This is a genomic window from Paraburkholderia sp. BL21I4N1 (assembly GCF_002973525.1).
In the GTDB taxonomy this organism is placed as follows: Bacteria; Pseudomonadota; Gammaproteobacteria; order Burkholderiales; family Burkholderiaceae; genus Paraburkholderia.
This window is the reverse complement of sequence record NZ_PVEN01000007.1, coordinates 302,169-321,923: the sequence shown is the minus strand read 5'-3', so window position 1 is coordinate 321,923 and position 19,755 is coordinate 302,169. Positions and strand designations below refer to the sequence as shown.

The 19,755-nt window shown below is 65.0% G+C and carries 19 protein-coding genes; 11 read left to right on the top strand and 8 right to left on the bottom strand.

What is annotated here, in order from left to right; all coding sequences use genetic code 11:
- The first annotated feature begins 29 nt into the window (after positions 1-29).
- The gene (gene cobM / locus B0G83_RS20335) at positions 30-755 is read left to right on the top strand and encodes a precorrin-4 C(11)-methyltransferase (RefSeq protein ID WP_105509178.1); all 726 of its coding nucleotides are present in this window, start codon (positions 30-32) and stop codon (positions 753-755) included.
- 27 nt (positions 756-782) lie between these two features.
- Here cobM and B0G83_RS20330 read toward each other — a convergent pair whose 3' ends face one another.
- Complete coding sequence (locus B0G83_RS20330) at positions 783-1,883, bottom strand: polyamine ABC transporter substrate-binding protein (protein WP_105509177.1); 1,101 nt, start codon at positions 1,881-1,883, stop codon at positions 783-785.
- A gap of 64 nt (positions 1,884-1,947) precedes the next feature.
- Positions 1,948-2,910: an agmatinase gene (gene speB / locus B0G83_RS20325; RefSeq protein ID WP_105509176.1), complete on the bottom strand. Its 963-nt coding sequence runs from the start codon at positions 2,908-2,910 to the stop codon at positions 1,948-1,950.
- Positions 2,911-3,089: 179 nt separating this feature from the next.
- Here speB and B0G83_RS20320 point away from each other — a divergent pair, with 179 nt between their 5' ends.
- Positions 3,090-3,980, top strand: coding sequence for a LysR substrate-binding domain-containing protein (locus tag B0G83_RS20320; RefSeq protein ID WP_105509175.1), 891 nt, complete (start codon positions 3,090-3,092; stop codon positions 3,978-3,980).
- Here B0G83_RS20320 and B0G83_RS20315 read toward each other — a convergent pair.
- The gene (locus tag B0G83_RS20315) at positions 3,975-5,561 is read right to left on the bottom strand and encodes a phospholipase D family protein (RefSeq protein ID WP_105509174.1); all 1,587 of its coding nucleotides are present in this window, start codon (positions 5,559-5,561) and stop codon (positions 3,975-3,977) included. The two genes, B0G83_RS20320 and B0G83_RS20315, sit on opposite strands and share 6 nt — an antisense overlap.
- 165 nt (positions 5,562-5,726) lie before the next feature.
- Between B0G83_RS20315 and B0G83_RS20310 the strand changes: the two genes are divergently transcribed.
- Together B0G83_RS20310 and B0G83_RS20305 are read left to right on the top strand one after the other, a co-directional pair.
- A complete protein-coding gene (locus tag B0G83_RS20310) occupies positions 5,727-6,695 on the top strand; it encodes a GyrI-like domain-containing protein (protein ID WP_374954930.1) in 969 nt (322 codons plus the stop codon).
- Positions 6,696-6,697: 2 nt separating this feature from the next.
- Positions 6,698-7,858 carry a peptidase gene (locus B0G83_RS20305; protein ID WP_105509172.1) on the top strand — a complete coding sequence of 387 codons (1,161 nt, stop codon included), beginning with the start codon at positions 6,698-6,700 and terminating at the stop codon, positions 7,856-7,858.
- 7 nt (positions 7,859-7,865) lie between these two features.
- On the opposite strand, the gene B0G83_RS20300 is transcribed toward B0G83_RS20305, so the two are convergent.
- Entirely contained in the window at positions 7,866-9,362 is a 1,497-nt protein-coding gene (locus tag B0G83_RS20300; RefSeq protein ID WP_105509171.1) for an MDR family MFS transporter, read from the bottom strand.
- Positions 9,363-9,581: 219 nt separating this feature from the next.
- Between B0G83_RS20300 and B0G83_RS20295 the strand changes: the two genes are divergently transcribed.
- From B0G83_RS20295 to B0G83_RS20275, 5 genes are all read left to right on the top strand, one after another.
- A complete protein-coding gene (locus tag B0G83_RS20295; protein ID WP_105509170.1) occupies positions 9,582-9,842 on the top strand; it encodes a DUF1488 domain-containing protein in 261 nt (86 codons plus the stop codon).
- A 172-nt stretch (positions 9,843-10,014) separates the two neighbouring features.
- A complete protein-coding gene (locus B0G83_RS20290; protein WP_105509169.1) occupies positions 10,015-10,323 on the top strand; it encodes a DUF4148 domain-containing protein in 309 nt (102 codons plus the stop codon).
- A 264-nt stretch (positions 10,324-10,587) separates the two neighbouring features.
- Positions 10,588-11,223, top strand: coding sequence for a carbonic anhydrase (locus tag B0G83_RS20285; RefSeq protein WP_105509264.1), 636 nt, complete (start codon positions 10,588-10,590; stop codon positions 11,221-11,223).
- A gap of 176 nt (positions 11,224-11,399) precedes the next feature.
- Complete coding sequence (locus tag B0G83_RS20280; RefSeq protein WP_105509168.1) at positions 11,400-12,083, top strand: type 1 glutamine amidotransferase domain-containing protein; 684 nt, start codon at positions 11,400-11,402, stop codon at positions 12,081-12,083.
- Between the two features lie 40 nt (positions 12,084-12,123).
- The gene (locus B0G83_RS20275; protein ID WP_105509167.1) at positions 12,124-12,843 is read left to right on the top strand and encodes a carbonic anhydrase; all 720 of its coding nucleotides are present in this window, start codon (positions 12,124-12,126) and stop codon (positions 12,841-12,843) included.
- Here the strand turns inward: B0G83_RS20275 and B0G83_RS20270 are convergent.
- Entirely contained in the window at positions 12,840-13,418 is a 579-nt protein-coding gene (locus B0G83_RS20270) for an alpha-ketoglutarate-dependent dioxygenase AlkB (protein ID WP_258168004.1), read from the bottom strand. The two genes, B0G83_RS20275 and B0G83_RS20270, sit on opposite strands and share 4 nt — an antisense overlap.
- Before the next feature lie 308 nt (positions 13,419-13,726).
- Positions 13,727-15,892: a PA14 domain-containing protein gene (locus B0G83_RS20265; RefSeq protein WP_258168003.1), complete on the bottom strand. Its 2,166-nt coding sequence runs from the start codon at positions 15,890-15,892 to the stop codon at positions 13,727-13,729.
- Between the two features lie 353 nt (positions 15,893-16,245).
- Here B0G83_RS20265 and B0G83_RS20260 point away from each other — a divergent pair, with 353 nt between their 5' ends.
- Both B0G83_RS20260 and B0G83_RS20255 read left to right on the top strand, forming a co-directional pair.
- Positions 16,246-17,145 (top strand): DMT family transporter, encoded by a 900-nt coding sequence (locus tag B0G83_RS20260; RefSeq protein ID WP_105509166.1) that lies wholly within the window; start codon positions 16,246-16,248, stop codon positions 17,143-17,145.
- Positions 17,146-17,463: 318 nt separating this feature from the next.
- Positions 17,464-18,411 (top strand): DUF4148 domain-containing protein, encoded by a 948-nt coding sequence (locus B0G83_RS20255; RefSeq protein WP_105509165.1) that lies wholly within the window; start codon positions 17,464-17,466, stop codon positions 18,409-18,411.
- A 135-nt stretch (positions 18,412-18,546) separates the two neighbouring features.
- Here B0G83_RS20255 and B0G83_RS20250 read toward each other — a convergent pair whose 3' ends face one another.
- Complete coding sequence (locus B0G83_RS20250; RefSeq protein WP_105509164.1) at positions 18,547-19,287, bottom strand: LrgB family protein; 741 nt, start codon at positions 19,285-19,287, stop codon at positions 18,547-18,549.
- Complete coding sequence (locus B0G83_RS20245; RefSeq protein ID WP_105509163.1) at positions 19,284-19,655, bottom strand: CidA/LrgA family protein; 372 nt, start codon at positions 19,653-19,655, stop codon at positions 19,284-19,286. The genes B0G83_RS20250 and B0G83_RS20245 overlap by 4 nt, the downstream gene beginning before the upstream one ends.
- Positions 19,656-19,755 lie beyond the last annotated feature (100 nt).

Here is a 19,755-nt window from a genome sequence, read left to right as displayed (position 1 = left end):
CGCCATCCCAACCCATCACGGAGCAGTCAATGACGGTGTTTTTCATCGGCGCGGGTCCAGGCGACCCGGAACTGATCACGGTAAAAGGCCAACGCCTCGTACGCAGTTGCCCAGTGATCCTGTACGCCGGTTCTCTCGTACCCGAAGCGGTGCTGGAAGGTCACATAGCCGAACTCGTCGTCAACACCGCCGACCTCGATCTCGACCACATCATCGCGTTGCTGAAGACCGCGCACGACAACGGCCAGCACGTCGCGCGCGTGCACTCCGGCGACCCGTCGCTATACGGCGCGATCGGCGAGCAGATCCGTCGTTTGCGCGAGCTGAACATTCCATACGAAATCGTGCCGGGTGTGACGGCCACCGCCGCCTGCGCCGCGACGCTCGGTTGCGAACTCACGCTGCCCGACGTTTCGCAGACGCTGATTCTCACGCGCTACGCGAACAAAACCCGCATGCCCGAAGGCGAGCAGCTCGCCGACCTCGCACGGCACCGCGCCACCATGGCGATCCACCTGGGCGTGCGGCATCTCGCGCGGATCGTCGACGAATTGCGGCCGCATTACGGCGGCGCGTGTCCGATCGCGGTGATCTATCGGGCGAGCTGGCCCGACGAGGAGAAGATCGCCGGCACGCTCGACGATATCGTCGGCAAGGTGCAGTCGACATCGATCGAGCGGACCGCGTTGATCCTGGTGGGCCAGGTGCTGGCCGCCGAAGGTTTCGCGGACTCGACGTTGTACGCGAAGGATTGAACCCAAAGCGCGTCGCCTATCCCGCGCCTACGATCCCGACTTCAACTGCGCCCACAACCGGCCTTCCAGCCGCTTGATCGGCGCAGGCAACGGCTTCAACAGAAACAGCGTCTTCAACACCGGCTCGGGCGGATACACGGTCGGGTCGTTGAGAATGTCCGCGTTCACGAATTTCCGCGCCGCCGCATCCGCATTCGGATAGAACACCGTATTCGTAATCGCTGCGTGAACCTCGGGGCGCTCGATATAGTTGATCCACGCCAGCGCCGCCTGCGGATGCGGCGCGTCTTTCGGAATCGCCATCATGTCGAACCAGACCGGCGCGCCGCCTTGCGGAATGAAGTACTTGATCTGGTAGCGCTTGTTGGCCTCGCGCGCGCGATGGCTCGCCATCGACACATCGCCCGACCAGCTCAGCGCGAAGCAGATATCGTCGCCCGCGAGATCGTTGATGTAGCTCGTCATATTGAACTGCGTGACATACGGGCGAATCTTCTTCAACGCTTCGTACGCGGCCTGATAGTCCGCCGGATTTTCGCTATTCGGATCCCGGCCGAGATAGTGCAGCGTGACCGCGAACACGTCGGTCGGCGCATCGAGCATGGACACGCCGCAGCTCTTCAGCTTGCTCAGATATTCCGGCTTGAACAACACGTCCCAGCTATCGAGCGGCACGTTGTCGCCGAGAATCTGCTTCACCCGCGTGACGTTGTAGCCGAGCCCGGTGGTGCCCCACGCCCACGGCACCGCGTACTGATTGCCCGGATCCGCGTTCGCGACGAGCTTCATCAGCGCGGGATCGAGGTTCGCCAGATTCGGCAGCTTCGACTTGTCGAGCTTCTGATAGATGCCGGCTTCGATTTGCCTGGCGAGAAAGTTCGAGGTCGGCACCACGACGTCGTAGCCGGTCGAGCCGGTCAGCAGTTTCGCCTGCAAGGTTTCGTCGCCGTCGTACTCGTCGTAGCGCACCTGAATGCCGAACTCTTTCTGGAAGTTCGGCACGGTGTCTTTCGCGATGTAGTCGCCCCAGTTGTAAAGATTGAGCTGCTTGTCGTCGGCGTGTGCCGCAGTGCCGAATGCACACATCAGTAACGCGGTCAGGATCGGTTTCGTGGCGGTGTGGGGCATGGTCGTCGGATCGTCCGCTAGAGGTTCGTGGGGTTTTTTAGCGCGTGCGGGTGACTGGGCGTGTCTACTCGCGCTGCTGGCGTTGCAGCTTCTGGTTGCGCATCAGGCACAGCATGTCGGACGCGAGGTGCGCGGCGGCGAGTGCGGTGACGTCGCTGTGATCGTAGGGCGGCGACACTTCCACCACATCGGCGCCCACGAGGTCCACGGCGCCGAGCGAGCGCACGATCTCCAGCGCCTGCGCCGAGCTCAATCCGCCCGCTACCGGTGTGCCGGTGCCGGGCGCGAAGGCTGGATCGAGGCAGTCGATGTCGAAGGTCAGGTAAGTCGGCGCGGCGCCGACGATAGCCAGCACTTCGTCGATCGTGGCCTGAATGCCGTTGCGATGAACCCACGGCGCGTCGAGAATGCGCACGCCCATGAAGTCGTCGTTCCACGTGCGAATGCCGATCTGCACCGAGCGCGCGGGATCGATCAGGCCTTCGCGGATCGCCTTGTAGAACATCGTGCCGTGATTCAGCGAATCCGGGTTGTCGTCGGGCCAGGTGTCGCAGTGCGCGTCGAAGTGGATGAGGCTCAGCGGCTTGCCGTATTTCTCGGCATGCGCGATCAGCAGCGGATAGGTGATGAAGTGATCGCCGCCGAGCGTCAGCATGCGCGTGCCGCTCGCGAGAATGCCGCGAGCGTGCGCGACGATCGCGTCGCGAATCCCGAGCGGGTTGTGGGCGTCGAACCAGCAGTCGCCGTAATCGACCACGTTCAGCTGATCGAACGGATCGACGCCCCACGGAAACGCGCCGAGTTCGGCCAGTTGGACCGAGGCGGCGCGCATGGCGGCCGGGCCGAAGCGGGTGCCGGGGCGGAAGGTGGTCGCGAGGTCCAGCGGCACGCCCGAGACGGCGACGTCGACGCCGGTGAGGTCGCGCGTATAGGGACGGCGCATGAACGACAGCACGCCGGCGTAGGTGGGGGCGGCGGGTTGCTCGTTGCCGGGCGCGTGCGGATTGGGAGAGCGTTCCAGTGTCATGCTTTTTTTATCCAGTCGGATTGAACGGGATGCTGTTCGCACAAATATTTCTCATGTCTGCTGAAACGTGAAAACGTGCGAAAGGCAACTGGCGCTATGATTGCGAGGAAAAATTCTCGCGAAAAGCGAAGAATCTTGCTGGAAGTATCGATATTTTTAATATCTCGCCAGGACCGCCCATGCGTAGACTGCCCCCGTTGCAAGCCTTGCTCGCCTTCGACGCCGCGGCGCGCGTCGGCAGCTTCACCCGCGCGGCGCAAGAGCTCGCGCTGACCCAGTCGGCGATTAGCCATCAGATCCAGCAACTGGAGGAGTGGACCGGGCAGCCGCTATTCCGGCGTATCGGCCGTGGTGTCGCGTTGACCGCCGCCGGCACGCTGTACGCGCAAACCGTCACCGCCGCGCTCGCCACGCTCGCCGATGGGCGTGACCGGATCGAGCCGTATGGCAATCCGGATTCGGTGATTCTCGTCTGCGCGCCGCAGTTCGCCTCCGGCTGGCTGATGCCGCGCATGCGGCAGTTCGCCGAGGCGCTGCCGGCGCTCGAAATCTGGCTCGTGACCGACGAAGAGGTCAACGAGATCGATCGCGTCGACGTCGATCTGGTGGTGTCGGCCAAGCCGATCCGCACGCCGGAAGTCACCTGCGAGCTGCTGCTCGACGAAGAGGCTGTCGCGATATGTGGACCGGAAACCGCACGGCGCCTGCGTGACGCGCCGTTTCCCGAGGTGCTGACGCAAGCGCCGTTGCTGGTTCACGAAGGGCGTCCGGAATGGGCGCCGTGGCTGCCGGAACTCAGGCGCGGCGGCTTGCGCACGCGTCGTGCGTTGACGGTTAGCGATCCGCGCTTTGTCGTCGCCGCGGCCGAACAGGAGGCGGGCATCGCGATGGTGTCGCGGCTTACCGCAGGGGACGCGTTGACGAGCGGACGCGTGGAGGTCTTGCCGCAGGTGCCGGGTTTCGCGTTGGCGCCGCTCTGGCTGATGCGCTCGGCGCAACCCGCGCGTTCGGCCGCGGTCGACGCCGTGCATGCGTGGATGATCGGTCTGTGCCGGCCCGCCGACCTATAAAAACGATTCGATCGGCAGGATCGACATGAACCACACGCCGAGCCGGCGCATCCAGCTGGTGTTCGGTTCGGTGTCGTAGCGGATCGTGTTGGCGCCGTCGTGTTCGAGCCAGACCAGCTTGCCGTTATGGTCGAGACTCAGCGTGTAGGCCACTTGCGGCACTTGCGTCTGGAAAGCCGAACGGATTTTCTCCGCGAGCACCGGGCTGTCGATCACGAGACCGAGTTCGGTATTCAGTTTCGCCGACCGTGGGTCGAAATTGAACGAGCCCACGAAGACACGCTGACCGTCCACCGCGAACGTCTTGGCATGCAGGCTCGATCCCGAACTACCGAACGGACCGGCGCGCGGTTCCGCTTTACCGTCCGCACCCGGCTGGCGACGCAGTTCGTAGAGCGCCACGCCGCCCTTGAGCAATGCGACGCGGCGCTTCGCATAGCCCGAATGAACGGCGGCGACATCGGTCGATTCGAGCGCATTGGTCAGCACGCGCACCGTCACGCCGCGCGCGGCGAGCCGTGTGAAGTACTGGACGCCCACCTCGGTCGGCACGAAATACGGCGATACCAGATCGAGTTCTTCGGCCGGTTCGCCGAGTATCTCGCGCATCTGGTTCAGCACCAGCGCGTCGCTCGGCGAGCGGTTCAGGCCTTTGGCGGGATCGTCGCTGACCAGACGCGTCGCGGCCCATTCGAGCGGCAGCGTGCCGGCAGGCAACTGCTGGACGATCGGCAAGTCGCGCAGCGCGTCGGCATAGGCGAGCGCGGTCGGATCGTTGGCGACGGCCTTCGCTTTGGCCGCGAGCGCTGGCAAGGTGTCGGCGTTCACGCGCGGCAGAATCCGGTCCACGGGATACGACGACTCGCTCGACCAGTAACGGTCGAAATCATGCGCGACATCGCCAGCAGCGGGACCGACCGCGAGCACGTCGAGATCGGAGAACACCACGCCGTCGGTTGCGCCGAAATATTCGTCGCCGATATTGCGGCCGCCGAGAATCGTCGCGCTGCTGTCGGCGGTGAACGATTTGTTATGCATACGCCGGTTGGCGCGCGAGAAGTCCGTGATAAAGCCGATCGACTTCGGCTTGCGCACCACGAACGGATTGAACAGGCGTACCTCGATGTTCGGATGCGCGTCGAGCGCCGCGAGAGTGGCGTCGAGCGAAGGGGGAATGCCGTTGTCGTCGAGCAGCAGACGCACCCGCACGCCGCGCTGCGCGGCTTCGACCAGTTGTTCCAGCAGCAGCGTGCCGGTCAGGTCGTCACGCCAGATATAGTATTGAACGTCCAGCGTGCGTTGCGCCGCGTGCGCGAGAAAGACGCGAGCCGCGAACGCGTCGTGCGGGTCGTTGAGCGGATAGATGCCGGTCAAACCCGGATGCCGCGCAAGCGGTTCCGCTAGCGCCATGCCGAGTTGGGTCGATCGCGCCTGAACCGGATCGAGCGCCGCCGATTCTGTACGGCCGGCCAGCGAAGGCAGCGCGCAACCGGCCAGCAACAGGGCGCACGTGAGCACCAGCGCAGCGCCCAGCCGGCCGCGGATCGAAGCACGCGTGACGCTCGCTCGCGGTTGCTTCATGTGGTTGAGGCTCCATGACGGGAAAGCACCACACCTTGCGCGGGACTTGCGAAGCAATGCCCGCCATAGTGCCATGACGCGCGGCAGCATCGCCGAACACTCGCGATGAAATTTCGCAAGCTCTGCACCGTATTGTGGCGACGAGGCCGCTATCCTAGCGCCATGATGAAAGCCAGCACTGAACTCGATTATCGTCGGCGGATCGCTCGTGTGATCGAGGCGATTCTGCTCGAACCGGGCGCGCCGCATACGCTCGACACGCTGGCGGCCGTCGCGCATCTGTCGCCGTATCACTTTCATCGCATTTACCGCGCGCTGGCCGGCGAGAGCGTTGTCGAGACCGTGCAGCGCCTGCGTCTTGCGCAAGCCGCGCAACGTCTCACCGATGCGTCCGCGCGCGTGACCGCCGTCGCGCACGATGCCGGTTACAACAGTCCACAGGCCTTTGCCCGCGCATTTCGCGGCTTTACGGGCGTCACGCCGAGCGAATTCAAGGCGCGCCAGAAACATCTCGCGACGCCGGCGGCGAGCCGGCGCTCCAGCGCGGCGTGCAACCTCGCCGAGGCAGCCACCGCGATCGATGCCACGAACGGGCTTGCCGACGCCGCCGAGGCCGGTGCGAACCACGCGGCGAATCCGGACGAAAGCCGCATGTCGCTCTGGCCCGCGGTCGAGCTCGCCGAGATCGCGCCGATCGACGTGCTCTGCCTGCGCCACGAAGGACCGGTCGCGACGATCGGCCAGACGTTCCGCGATCTGATCCACATGCTGCGCTGCGAGGACGACCCGCGCACGGGTCAGCGCGTCGGCATCTGCGTGCACGATCCGGCGCTGAAGGGCAGTTTTCGCTATATGGCGGGCATCGTCGCGTCGCCCGATGTTGCGTCGCATGAAACGCCGCCGGCGCGGGTCGAACCGCTGCGCGTGGACGGTGGGTTGTACGCGATGCATCGTCTGGTGGGCCCGTATGCGCTGATCGCGCCGACCTTTCGCGCGCTGTATGGCGTCTGGCTGCCGCAAAGCGGCTATACGCTCGATACCCGTGCGGCGCTCGAGTTGTACCGCAGCCCACCGCGCGGCGGTTTGCAGCGCGCCTGTGTCACGGATCTGATGATCCCTATTCGCAAGGACTGACCATGCTTCGTAGATGCGGTGCCGCGCTCCTGTGCGCGGCGGCTTTGTCGTGGGCGGGCGTTGCCGTGTCGGCAGAGGTGGCCGGGGCCGGGGCCGGCGCCGGTTGGCATGTGGGCGAGACGGTGCGGATCATTCATCCGCCGGTCGCGCGTCACTGGCGCGGCGCGGCCACCGAGGCGCTGGTGACGCGGATCTGGTATCCCGTCGATCGGTCCGTGCCGGAGCAGCCGCACGACATCGGCGTGCCCGGCGATCCGTTGTTCGTGGGGCATCCCGTCGCCGCCAACGGCGCGCCGCTGTCGGCCGCGCGCGCCACGTATCCGCTGCTGGTGCTGTCGCACGGCACCGGCGGCAGCGCGGACAGTCTCGACTGGCTCGGCGCCGCGCTGGCCGCGCACGGCTATATCGTGGCGGGCGTCAACCATCCCGGTAACAACGAACTCGAGCCTTTGACCCGCGACGGTTTCCTGCTGTGGTGGGAGCGCGCGACCGACGCCAGCGAGGTGCTCGACGGCGTGCTGGCGGACCCGAAGCTGGGCGCGCATGTCGACAGCGACAGGATCGGCGCGGTGGGCTTTTCTCTGGGCGGCTATACGGTTCTGGAACTGGCGGGAGCGCGCACCGATCTGGCGGGCTTCGACCGGTTCTGCGGGTCGCCGGCGGCCGACGCGATCTGCCATCCGCCGGAAGCGGCGCGAATTCATGACGCGTCCGGCGCGGCGGTGCCGTTGCGCGATCAGGCAACGGACGATGCGGCGTCGCCAGAGACCCAGGCGTCGCGCGCGCGGTCCGGCGCGTCGTATCGCGATCCACGCGTCAAGGCGGTGTTCGCGATCGCGCCCGCGCTCGGCGAGGCGCTGACCGCCGAATCGCTCGCCGCGATCGCGATTCCTGTTTCGCTGGTCGCGGGTGCGGGCGACGTCACCGCGCCGGTGGGCACCAACATCGATCGCATTGCGGCATCGATGCCCAAAGCCAGCGTCACGCTCGTGCCCGGTGCGTGGCACTACACGTTTCTCGATACCTGTTTGCCGGCGGTGGCCACGCGTCTGGCTCGCATCTGCCGGGACAATGCCAGCGTGGATCGTGACGCGGTGCATGCGAAAACGGCGACGCAGGCGATTGATTTTTTCGCCGCGACGTTGCCTGCCGGGCAACCTTAGCCGGCCGTCAATCTTCCAGCGGCGATAGCGCTTCGAGGGGCACCGGCTTCGCAGTGCGGATGTTGACCGGCGGCACGAACGCCAGCAGCACGACCACGAAAATCGCGATCACGAACAGCGAGATGAACGTGAGGTGCAGCGACTGATGCAGCACCATGCGGATCATGTCGCTGCCGCCGAGACTCGCCGCCTGATTCTGCAGCAGCGCCTTCAACTGGTCCGACGTGACCGCCACCAGACCGTTCGAATGCGTCAGCCCGAAGTTGAGCACGGCGCCGAATAGCGTCGCACCGAGCGTGCTGCCCAGATTGCGCGAGAACAGGTTCGACGCGGTGGCGCTGCCGCGTTCCTCCATGCCGACGATCTCCTGAATCAGCACCAGCGAGCTGACGCTAGAGGTGCCCATGCCGAAGCCGATGATCAGTGAGCCGAACGCCGCGATCAATGGCGATGCGCCCGGCGACAGGAACAGCAGCAGCGCCGCGCCGATCGGCACGAACGCACTGCCGCCGATCAGAATGCGCCGCAAGCCGAGGCGGTGAAACGATTTCGCCGCGAGCGTGGCGCCGGTCGGCCAGCCGACCATCATCATGGTGAGCGCAAGGCCGGCGACCACCGGCGAGCGATGCAGCACGCCCTGCACGTACATGGGCAAAAACGTCGTGGCGCCCATCAGGATCATGCCGGATAGCAACGTCGCGCCGTTGCAGGCGGCGATCGGCCGGCGGCTCCAGAGTGCGAACGAGATCATCGGCTCGGCCGCGCGACGCTCCTGCGCGACGAACAACAGCACGCACAGCAGGAACGCACCGCCCGCCAGCACGGCGCGCGCGAATGCGTCGTCGCCCGCGTAGGTTAGCGCCATCATCAACGCGGCGATCGCCGCCATGAACAGCGCCGCGCCGGCGAAGTCGATCGACGGCCGGGCGTGACGCTCCGATTCGCGCAGGAACGCGATGAAGCCGGCCGCGGACGCGAGGCCGATCGGCACGTTCATCCAGAAGATCCACGCCCACGAGAGGTTATGGATGATGAAGCCGCCGACCATCGGCCCGACCACCGCCGAAATCGCCCACACGCTCGCGAGATAACCTTGCACCTTGCCGCGCTCATGAGCCGGATAGAGATCGGCGACGATAGTCAGCGTGACCGGCTGGATCGCGCCTGCGCCGACGCCTTGAATCAGGCGGAACACGATCATGGCGGGCATCGACCACGCGAAGCCGGCCAGTACTGAGCCGATCAGGAAGATCGCGATACCGATCAGCATGATCGGTTTGCGCCCATACAGATCGGCGAGTTTGCCGAACACCACCGTCATGGCGGTTTGCGTGAGCAGGAACGACGAGAACACCCAGCTATACAGATGCAGGTCGCCGAGTTGCGCGACGATTTGCGGCATCGCGGTGGAGACGATGGTGGCTTCGATGGCGACCATCGCCATCGAAGCCATGACCGCGGCAATGACGAGAGGACGCGACGATTGTGGATTGCGGGAGGACATGGGGCGTTAGTATTAGGATGTCAGGCACGTCGCACGGCACGAATTGCGGCTGTGCCGCGACGCATCAGCGCGGCCGCGTCATAGCGGCCGAGGGTCGAGTATGCACCTTGCGGAGAAAGCGCGCAGCGCTTCCATCGTGCCGGGCCAGCCTGAGCGGTTGGCCCGGCTTTGGCACGGCGTTTGCGCATTCAACGCTACTTTCAAACATGGAGGGTCACCATGAGGATCGAATTCACCGGACGCCGCGAAGTGGTCGCCGCGGCGCGCGTCGCCTTCGAAGCCAATGTCGACGGGTCCGACGTCTGGTGCAGCGTGTCGCTGGATGCGCTGAACAACCATTTCGGCAACGACGGCCCATCGGCCCACAATCTGGTCAATACCTTCGAGGCAAATCGCGCAAGGATTGAAAACGCTACGCGCCGGGTCCTCGAAAAAAACGGCGGACAGTCCGTGGAACTCGAAACGGGCGACTTCAATTAGGTAACCGTCGCTGAACGCGAGCCTTGAGCGCGACTTCTCCAGATTCAACAACAATCCCTTCGACAGGCGCCCGTTATTCTCCCGCGAATCGGCGCCTATATTGAGTCCTGCGGTGACGACGAGTCCGACTCGACGCACCGCAAACCATCAATAACGGGAGGTTGTTTTCATCATGAAGTCTTTGCTCAAGGCCGTTGTCATCGTCGCTTCGCTTGCGGCTTCCGCCACGGTGTTTGCCCAGTCGGGCAGCCGCATCACCCGCGAGCAGGTGCGCGCCGAACTGGTTCAGCTCGAAGCGGCCGGCTATCACGTCGGCGACGGCGATCAGGCGCATTATCCCGACGCGATTCAGGCCGCCGAAGCACGCGTGGCCGCGCGCAACAGCGACGTCAGCGGCTATGGCGGCAACCCGGCAGGCACGTCGCAAAGCGGTCGCCCGGCGGTATCCCAGGCCGACTGGAATGCGATGTATCGCCGTTAATACACGATCGTTTATCCGACAGAGCGCGATGCGATTGCAGTGCGTGTCGAGCGGCCTGGTTGCGTTGCGCTTATGCGTGCCCGGTGTTGAAACCGCGCATTAGCGCAACGCTTCGAGCGGTGAGCCGCGACGGACAGGATTCTTCCAGCGCGGTCGGCGAGCCAGACGCCGGCTGCGGTATAGTCCCGCCAACAGACAGCCGACTCGTGCCGCTTGGCCGGTGCGGGCGCTGCAGACCTAAGCTTCGACTATCTGGAGATCATCGTGCAGGAAATCATCGAAGGTATCATCCGCTTTCAACGTGAAGTCTTTCCGCAGCAAAGCGCATTGTTCAAGCGCCTATCGGCTGCGCAAAGCCCGAATACGCTGTTCGTGACCTGTTCCGATAGCCGCGTCGTGCCGGAGTTGCTGACACAGACGGAGCCGGGCGCGCTGTTCGTGATCCGCAACGCGGGCAACATCGTGCCTTCCTATGGTCCGGAGCCGGGCGGCGTGTCGGCCACGGTCGAATACGCGGTGTCGGTGTTGGGCGTGCGCGATATCGTGATCTGCGGGCACTCGAACTGCGGCGCGATGACCGCGATCTCGACCTGTACGAATCTGGATCATCTACCGGCCGTGGCGAGCTGGCTGCGTCACTCCGATGCCGCCAAGGCGATCAACGCGTCACGCACGTATCACTCGGACGCCGAGCGTCTGTCGGCGCTGGTGAAGGACAACGTGATCGCGCAGTTGTCGAATATCCGCACGCATCCTTCGGTGGCGGTCGGGCTCGTGAATAAGACGCTGCAATTGCACGGCTGGATCTTCGACATTGAAAGCGGCACGATGCTCGCGCTCGACGGGCGCACGGGCCAGTTTTTGCCGCTGATCGACAACCCGAATATTTTCGCGGTCTGACGTCGCGTTTTTCGATGTGAGCGGGCGGCCTGCGCGGCCGTCACGCAGGGCGATAAATCCTCTTCGGCGTCACCCGGCGCCACCTATACTGCCAGAGCGCCTGGAGCGGGACACGCCGCTCCAGCGCCGTCCGGCGCGCGCAAGCCAGGCGCATTGAAACCCCTTCCGAGGTCGATATGGAAATCCTGGTGGTATTGACGTCCCACGATCAGCTTGGCAACACCGGCCGAAAAACCGGCTTCTGGCTCGAGGAGTTTGCCGCGCCTTATTTCGTGTTCAAGGACGCGGGCGTGTCGATGACGTTGGCGTCGCCCAAGGGCGGACAGCCGCCGCTCGACCCGAAGAGCGACGATCCCGACGCGCAGACCGACGCAACCCGTCGCTTCGGCAAGGATGCCGACGCGCAAGCCGCCCTGGCGAATACGGTCAAACTCGCCAGTGTCTCCGCGGCCGACTACGACGCGGTGTTTTATCCCGGCGGTCATGGGCCGCTGTGGGATCTGGCGGAAGATCCGCAGTCGATCGCGCTCATCGAGGCGCTGTACGCCGCGGGCAAGCCCGTCGGCGCGGTATGTCATGCGCCGGCCGTGTTTCGTCATACGAAGACGCCCGACGGCACGCCACTGGTGCGCGATAAACCGGTCACGGGCTTTGCGAATACCGAAGAGGCCGCTGTCGGGCTCACCGACGTCGTGCCGTTTTTAGTCGAAGACATGTTGAAGAAAAACGGCGCGAGTTATTCGAAAGGGGCGGACTGGGCGTCGCATGTGGTGGTGGCGGGAAATCTGATCACCGGGCAGAACCCGGCTTCGTCGGAGGCGGCCGCGAAGGCGCTGCTCGCGAAGCTTGGCGTGGCGTAAAAGAACCTACCGTAGCGCACCAGCACATAGGAGATCTGCCATGTGCGACCACCATCCGATTTCCGCCACGCGACGTGACTGGCTGCTGGCCGGCGCGTCGGCGATCACGCTGGCGGCGTTATCGCCGCACGACGCCATGGCGGCCGAGCCGCCAGCCGGCAACGCGCCGAATTCGATTCCACCGCAGGAAGCGCTCGACCGGATCATGCAAGGCAATGCACGCTACGCGGCGAATAGCCCTTCAAACAAGGACTTTTCCGTTGGCCGGGTGGCGCGCGTGGAGGCGCAGTATCCGATTGCCGCGATCGTGGGTTGCGCGGATTCGCGGGTGGCGCCGGAGCTTGCTTTCGATCAGGGCCCGGGCGATCTGTTCGTGGTGCGCGTGGCCGGCAATTTCGTCAACGACGATATGCTCGCGAGCCTCGAATATGGCGTGGAGTTTCTCGGCGTGCCGCTCATTGTGGTGCTCGGACACACGAACTGTGGAGCGATTGCGGCAACCGTCAAGGTGATTCAGCAGGGCGCGCGGTTGCCCGGCCATTTGCCCGATCTGGTGCGCTCGCTCAAGCCGGCGGTGCAAATGGCGGGCTCGGCTCACGACGACGATCTGGTTGCGCGCGCCACGATCGAAAACGTGAAGCTGAACGCCAATCGGCTGATGGTGTCGAAGCCGCTGATCGGCCAGTACGTGCGGCGCGGCAAGGTCAAGATTGTGGGCGGTATTTATGATCTGGCGACGGGCAAGGTCGGGCTGATCTAAGACGCGAAACATCGGAACGCGAGACTGATGCGTGGCCCGGCGACTTCCGCCAGCTTGGGGATGCCATGCTCGTGCGTGAATTGCGATGCGTAGCTCATCACGAGGCAACTTCCGGGTTCCAGTTCGACATGAACGGTTCGGCCCGAGCCTGTTTTAGGCCGGATCGACATGCGGCGGCTCACGCCGAGCGAGACAATGGCAATCGGCTCGCCGTGCATGAGTTTGTCCGTTTTGTCGCTGTGCGGCGCGACGCTGTCGCTGCCGTCGCGATAGAGATTGAGGCCGACGCGATTGAACGGCGCGCCGATCAGTGCGTGCACCGCTTCGAACGCTTCGCCGAGCGGCGCGGGGAGATCGGCCGATTCGCGGGCGAAGGTGGCGAGCAGGCGCGGCACGGCGACCTCGCGTTCGTACATCATGCGCTGCTGGCTGAGCCAGCCCACATTGCGCTGGGCCTCGTCGAACCAGCGCCGCGCAATGTCCGCCGGGATCGACTCGGGCAGATAGCGGATGCCGCCTTCGTTGTCGTGAACGAGGGCGACGGGTTCGGGGGCGAAGAGGGCTTGCTGGGACACCGTCGTTCCGATGGGGGAGGCGGCGCGCCCCGCCGAAATTGAAGGGCGGTCCGGGCAGATCATCATACTGTGTTTTTATACAGTATTTTGAGCCGCCCGTCACCGCCCTGATCGCGCCCGTCAGCCCGCGGGGCTATCGGGACCGCGGCGGCACATCGTCAATTCGCCGTGACGAGCGAATCCGACGGCACGATCCGCAACGCCGACGGATTGCGCGCCGCCGGGCTCGACCACAGCAGATGCATGCTGGCCGGCCCCGTGCCATGCACATACTCGACCTTGATCGACGCGCGCTGTTTCGCCGCGAGCTAGGTCTTGCCGCTCACCGTGCCTGGCGACGCGCTCTTCTTGTCGATGAGCTTCACGCCGTTGATCCACAGTCGCGCGACGTTGTCGCTATCGATCGAGAACGCGTAGAGGCCCGCCTGCGCCGCCTGAATCGCACCGCTCCAGCGCACACCATAGCCGGTCGCGTTGACACCGGCGGACGCGTCGGGCGAATCGGTGCCGCGCTCGGTGTTCAGATCGAAGTCGATCAACGGCGTCACCGACGTCTTGACCGGTGCGCTCTTGAAGGTCGGATCGTTGTAATAGCCGACCTGCAGCACCGGCAGTTTCACGTCGAAGCCACCGGTCAGCGCCTGAGTCTCCGAGGTCTGCCACGGGTGGCCGTCCGGATAGATCGTCCCCTGGAACGGGATGGCCGGTTCGACCGTGGCGGGCGCGCCCGGCACTTGCCCCCAGTGGAAGCGCGTATTAGTGCGCCCAATCATCAGCTCCCACACGATAAAGCCCGTACTGCCGCCGTAGTTCGCGACGATGCCCGGCATGGTCTGCCCCGTGGTGCCGGGGAAGCCGCGTTGCAGCGTTTCAGAATTCAGCGCGCTGACCGAACTGCCGTTCACCGGACCCGTGTACGGATTGCCGTACGGATGGAACGCGTAGAAGTCCGAGAAGTACGTGCCTTCGTCTTCCTGCACCTGCGGCGCGTTGATCGGCTGCGTGGCGCCGGCATTGAGGATCGCGATGCGCGCGTCGTTCATCAACACCGCGCGGGTTTCCTGCAGCGCGCCGTTACCGCTGCAACCGGGCTCGTTCATCGTTTCCCAGAAGATGATGCGGGGATCGTTGCGATGCGGCGCGACGAAGTCGGTGATGTAGCTCGCGAGACTCGCCTTGTACGTGATGCTGGCGTTCGACGCACTCGGCTGGAAATACGCCTGTTCGACGGGCGTGCCCGGCGACTGTACCCACTGGCTGTTATGCACGCCCCAGACCGGCGCGGGTTGCGGGCCGTATTGCGGCGTGGGATTCCAGCAGTCGTCGTAGAAAATCGGCGAGACCTTGATGCCGTGACGCGCGGCGATTTTCAGCAGGTTTTCGAACTTGCTCAGGAACGCGACGCGATCGTTCGCCCACACCAGGTAGTGCAGATACACGGCGATGGTGTTCATGCCGTAGGTCTGCGCATACGTCAGTTCACGATTGACGATGTCCGGGTCGTAGTTTTCCCAGAAGTCGATCGCATTGACCGCGTTCGACGGCGTGTACACCGCGCCGACCACCTTGGAAAAATCGTAGCTCGGCGAAGTCACGGTGGGATACGTGCGGATCGTGACGTTGCTGAAGCTCGCGCCGACGCCGAAACGCCGCAGCCCGAAACTGCCGGACTGGAACACGGCGGGCAGGGCATTGGTGGCGTCGTTGACGCTGATGACGCGTTGCTGGTCGAGGTCGACGGTGATCGCGGTACCGCTCGTCGTGACCTTCAGGTGATGCGTGCTGCCGCCCACCACCGAGCTGACCGGATACGCGATGAAATTGGTCCAGTTGTTGTTCTCGCGTCCCACCACGACCGAGTGCGTGCCGGTGTCGAGGCCGATGTAGTAGCCGGTCAGGCTGTCGGGACCGCCGGCCGTCGGGTTGGTGGTGCGCACGAGAAAACCGGCGTTGGCGGCACCGTTGCCGACCGGTGCGCTGACCGTCACGTCGGCTTCGTACGACGCGGTGGCGTAGGTGCTGGCGAGCGCCACGGTCTTGTCGCCGGCGCCCGTGCCGTTGGTCGGCGGAGCGGGAATCGCGATCGTCGAGCTATTGGCGCCGGCCTGCCAGCCTTGGGTCGAGCCGGGCGCGAGGTAGCTGGTGAAGTCGCCGAACGAGAGTGTGGTGGTGGAGACCGGCGCGGGCGGCGCAGGCGGTGTGTACGGCGGCAGGTTGAGCGTTGGATCGGCGATCACGAGCGGCGGCGTCGTGGTTTTCATGCCGAGCGGGACTGTCTTGGCGGCCCGGAATTCGTTGTCGACGCTAGCCAGGTCGGCTGCCGAAGCAGCCGAGGCCGCGGCAGCCGCGGAAGAGGCCGAAGGATCGGCCGCGACCGTCTGTTTATTCGCCGATGCGGCCGCACCGGGCGACCCGTCATTGCCACCGCAAGCGCCAAGCGTAGCCAGCGCCGCAAGCACAAGGTAATTGCGCACCTTTATCTCCTGATTTCCCCGCTTGGTAGATGGTCATAATTATTATTAAACCTTCACAAGGCCATGGAAAGAGAGTCATGGCTTGATGATGCGGAAATCGATATGAATAATATTATTACTTTTGCTTACCTGTATCGGGACTTACCCGGAATCGTCGGTGGAAAGTTTTAGGACGGTGAGGGCGGCTATGCGATGCGCATTGGGTGAGCCGTTGGCGGAGATGGCTCCGTCTGCCGGACAGCGGGCATAATCCGTTTTCCAATGGCGCACGACCCATGAGCGCCACCCGAACGTCACGCGAAAGCCAGACGCCGCCGCTGCCGCCGTGGCACGCGCGCTTCCCAGGACCCCTCATGCCGCCCATCGCCGTCGTCCGGACGACCGCCGTACCGCCGCGCAGCATCGCGCTGATCCTCGTTTCGATGTTCTGTTTCGCGCTCGTCGACGCGCTGGCCAAATCCGTGGCGCTCGCCTATCCCGCCAACGAAGTGACGTTCTTCCGCATGCTGTTCGGCCTTGTGCCGGCCGTCGCCGTATGCCTGCGCGGCAAGCCGCTCGGCGAACGTCTCCGACAGATGGATGTGCGCGGTCAGACGCTGCGCGCGCTGACATTGCTCGGCGCGTCGGGTCTGTTCTTCGCCGGCTTGCCGTACATGCCGCTCAGTGAAGCGGTCGCGATCGTTTATTCAGAGACCTTGCTAGTCATCGTTCTCGCGCCGCTGCTGCTGAAGGAAAAGCTCAAGCCGCGCGATGCGATCGCGGCGGCGGTCGGCTTTATCGGCGTGCTGTTCGTGGTGCGCCCGGACGGTGCGCATTCGAGTTGGCTCGGACCCGTGCTGCTGATGTCGAGCGCGTTCTTCGGAGCGTTGTCGATCATTCAGATCAAGCGCATTCGCGCCACCGACGATTCGGGCACCACGGTGCTGTACTTCACGGTCATCGGTACGCTCGTCACCGGTGCTTCGCTGCTGCTGGCGTGGCGCACGCCTTCGCTCGAAGCGCTTGCGACGATGGCCTTGCTCGGCGCGTTCGCCACAGCCGGACAGTTGCTGATGACGATGGCGTTTCGCGAAGCCGACGCGGGCGCGCTCGCGCCGTACAACTACACCAGCATCGTCTGGGCGGCGCTGTTCGCCTACGTGGTGTGGGGCGAGACGATTGGCGCGATGGCGCTCGTCGGCATCGCGTTGATCGTCGGCAGTTCGATCGCGGTGGCGATGCGCGGCAAGCAGGCCGAAGGGCCGCTCGTGTAGTCCCGCATGCCGGATCGAGCGCGGTGTTTTCAAGTCGCTGGATTGCCTGGCAGTTCCAACATTGTTCGGAGGAAAACCCCGCTGCCGCAGGCCTTTTCGGACAACTGGCAGGCCCATTCCGACGTTTCGGCGTTTCAAACGCGGAAACCGAGATTTCCTCGCATCCAGTTCGATCACACTTTCGTACGTGACTGGATCGGCCCCGAACTCGTGGTCGTTGCGGTGGCATCGATCTGCCGATCGCCGCGAACCTTCTGATGAGTTCGGACACGTCCGCGGCAAGCGCGGCGTGCGGCCACGATCAGAGGGGGACAAGGTATGCATGGCGAACCCAGGAAAGTCGTTCTGAGCGGTCTGGTGGTCGGCGCGCTGGCGATTGCGGCCTACGTCTCGCCGTCCGGCCGGCACTGGTTGTCGGCGGACGAGCCCGGCGTGGGCAGCGCCGATGAGTCGGCGCCGCACGCGCGCGGCGACATCATGAGCGGGGCGATCACGTCCGGCCCGGTGATGGCGCGCGCGGCCTCGGACACCGCGTTGTCCAACGGGCTGCAAGCCGCGCGCAGCAGTTTGCAGCGCAACGACCTGGCCGCCGCTCAGGCGCAACTCGACGCGGTCGCGGCGACCCACAAAAACGACGGGCAGCTAGCCGCGCTGCAACGCGAAGTGCAGACGCGCGCACAAGCGTCGCAGCAAGCGCGGGTCGAGACGCAAGAGGCGCCGAAAGCGACGCGCACGTCGCCGTCTTTGCCGGCGAAGGGACATCGTTCGCGTGATCGGCACTATGCGGCTCGCGATTATTCAGGCCGTGCGTCCGGTGACGCGAGCAGACGGCGTGGTGTGGAAACCCAGGTAAGCAACGCTGCGGGCGATCGCATGGCGGGTAGCAGCGTGCTGCTTGACGAGTCCACCGTGATGACGTCGCGAGCGCGTGGCATGCCGCCGACGATCAGGGTGGGACAGGGGCTGTCCAGCGCGCCGGCCGTACCGCCGCTGATTCTGCAGACGCCGCCCGGCGCGAGCGTCGAGCAGGCGTCGCCATCGAATCGCCAGACCGAACTGACCGCGCAAGCGCCGTCTCAGCCGACGTCGCTGCAACCCACCGCGCCGGGCGGCACCTTGTTGAAATCGGATGGGCCGAAGACGCGCGCGCAAGTGCGCGAGGAGATTGTTCGGGCGCGAAGCAACGGCAGTTTGCCGGCGTTCGGCAATCCAGATCCGGCGGGGCCGGGCGGCGCGCCGAGTCTGGTCAACGCGCAGCGTCCTTGAGATTGCGCTTGCTGGACACCTGTCGCTACGGGCAGACGCGGTGGAGGCGGCGGCAAGCCGTCGCCGCGCCGCACGCGACCATCACCCGTCGCGCGCATTAACCCTCTCTGCCCGCATTAACCCTCTCTGCCCGCATCAACCCATCAACCATCGCGCCGCCAGCGGCATCAACACCGGTACGACGAACGCGGTGAAGATGCCGTTCAGCCCCATCCCAAGACCGGCGAACGCGCCCATTTCCTCGCTGACCTGAAACGCCCGCGCCGTGCCGATTCCGTGCGACGCGATCCCGAGCGCGAAGCCACGCACCTCGGGCTCCACAATCCGCAGCGCATTGAGAATCGCGCGCGCGAATACGGCGCCGAACACGCCCGTCGAGATGACGAGCACCGCCGTCAACGCGGGAATGCCGCCGATTTCCGATGCCACCGCCATGGCAATCGGCGTGGTGGCCGACTTGGGCGCGAGCGACGCGACCGTTTGATGCGACGCGCCAAACAGCGCCGCCACGCCCACCGCCGAAACGATCGCCGTCAACGATCCGGCAACCAGTCCGCCGATCAGCGGCACGGCCGAGCGACGCAGTTTGGGCCACTGCCGGTAGAGCGGCAGCGCGAGCGCCACGGTCGCGGGACCGAGCAGGAAGTGAACGAACTGCGCGCCTTCGAAGTAAGTTGCATACGGCGTGTGCGTGATTTCGAGCAGCGCGACCAGCAGCGCCACGGCGATCAGCACCGGATTGGCGAGCGGATTAAAGCGCGCTTTGGTGTAGAGCCACTGCGCGATCAGATACGCGATCAATGTGAGGGTCAGTCCGAGCAGCGGGGTGGCGGCGAGGTAGACCCAGATCGCGCCGAGCTTCGGGATAGCGGTCACGAGGCGGCCTCCGGCGCGACCGGATCGCGGTGCTGGCGGCGCATCAACGCCCGCGTGACGAGCGCGGCCACGGCGATCGCGAGCGTCGTGCTGACCGCGATGGAGACGATCACCGCGACCGCGTCGCCGCGAATCCGCTCGGCCGACACCATGATGCCGACGCCGGCCGGCACGAACAGCAAGGACAGATGACGCAGCAATTCGAGCGCGGTCGGCTCGATCGCGTCGGCGGTTTGCGGACGCAGCATGATGAAGCCGAATAGCAGCAGCATGCCGATCACGGGTCCGGGCACGGGCACGTGGAACAGATACGAAATGCCTTCGCCAAGGCATTGAAACGTGAGTAGAGCAGCGAGCGCGCCCAGCATGAGAGTCTCCGGAACGGACGGGGGGAAACGGAAAATGCGCCCATTGTGTACCATGGCCCCTGCTTCGTGTTCGTAGCGTGCGCAGGGTGGCCGTGGCGCA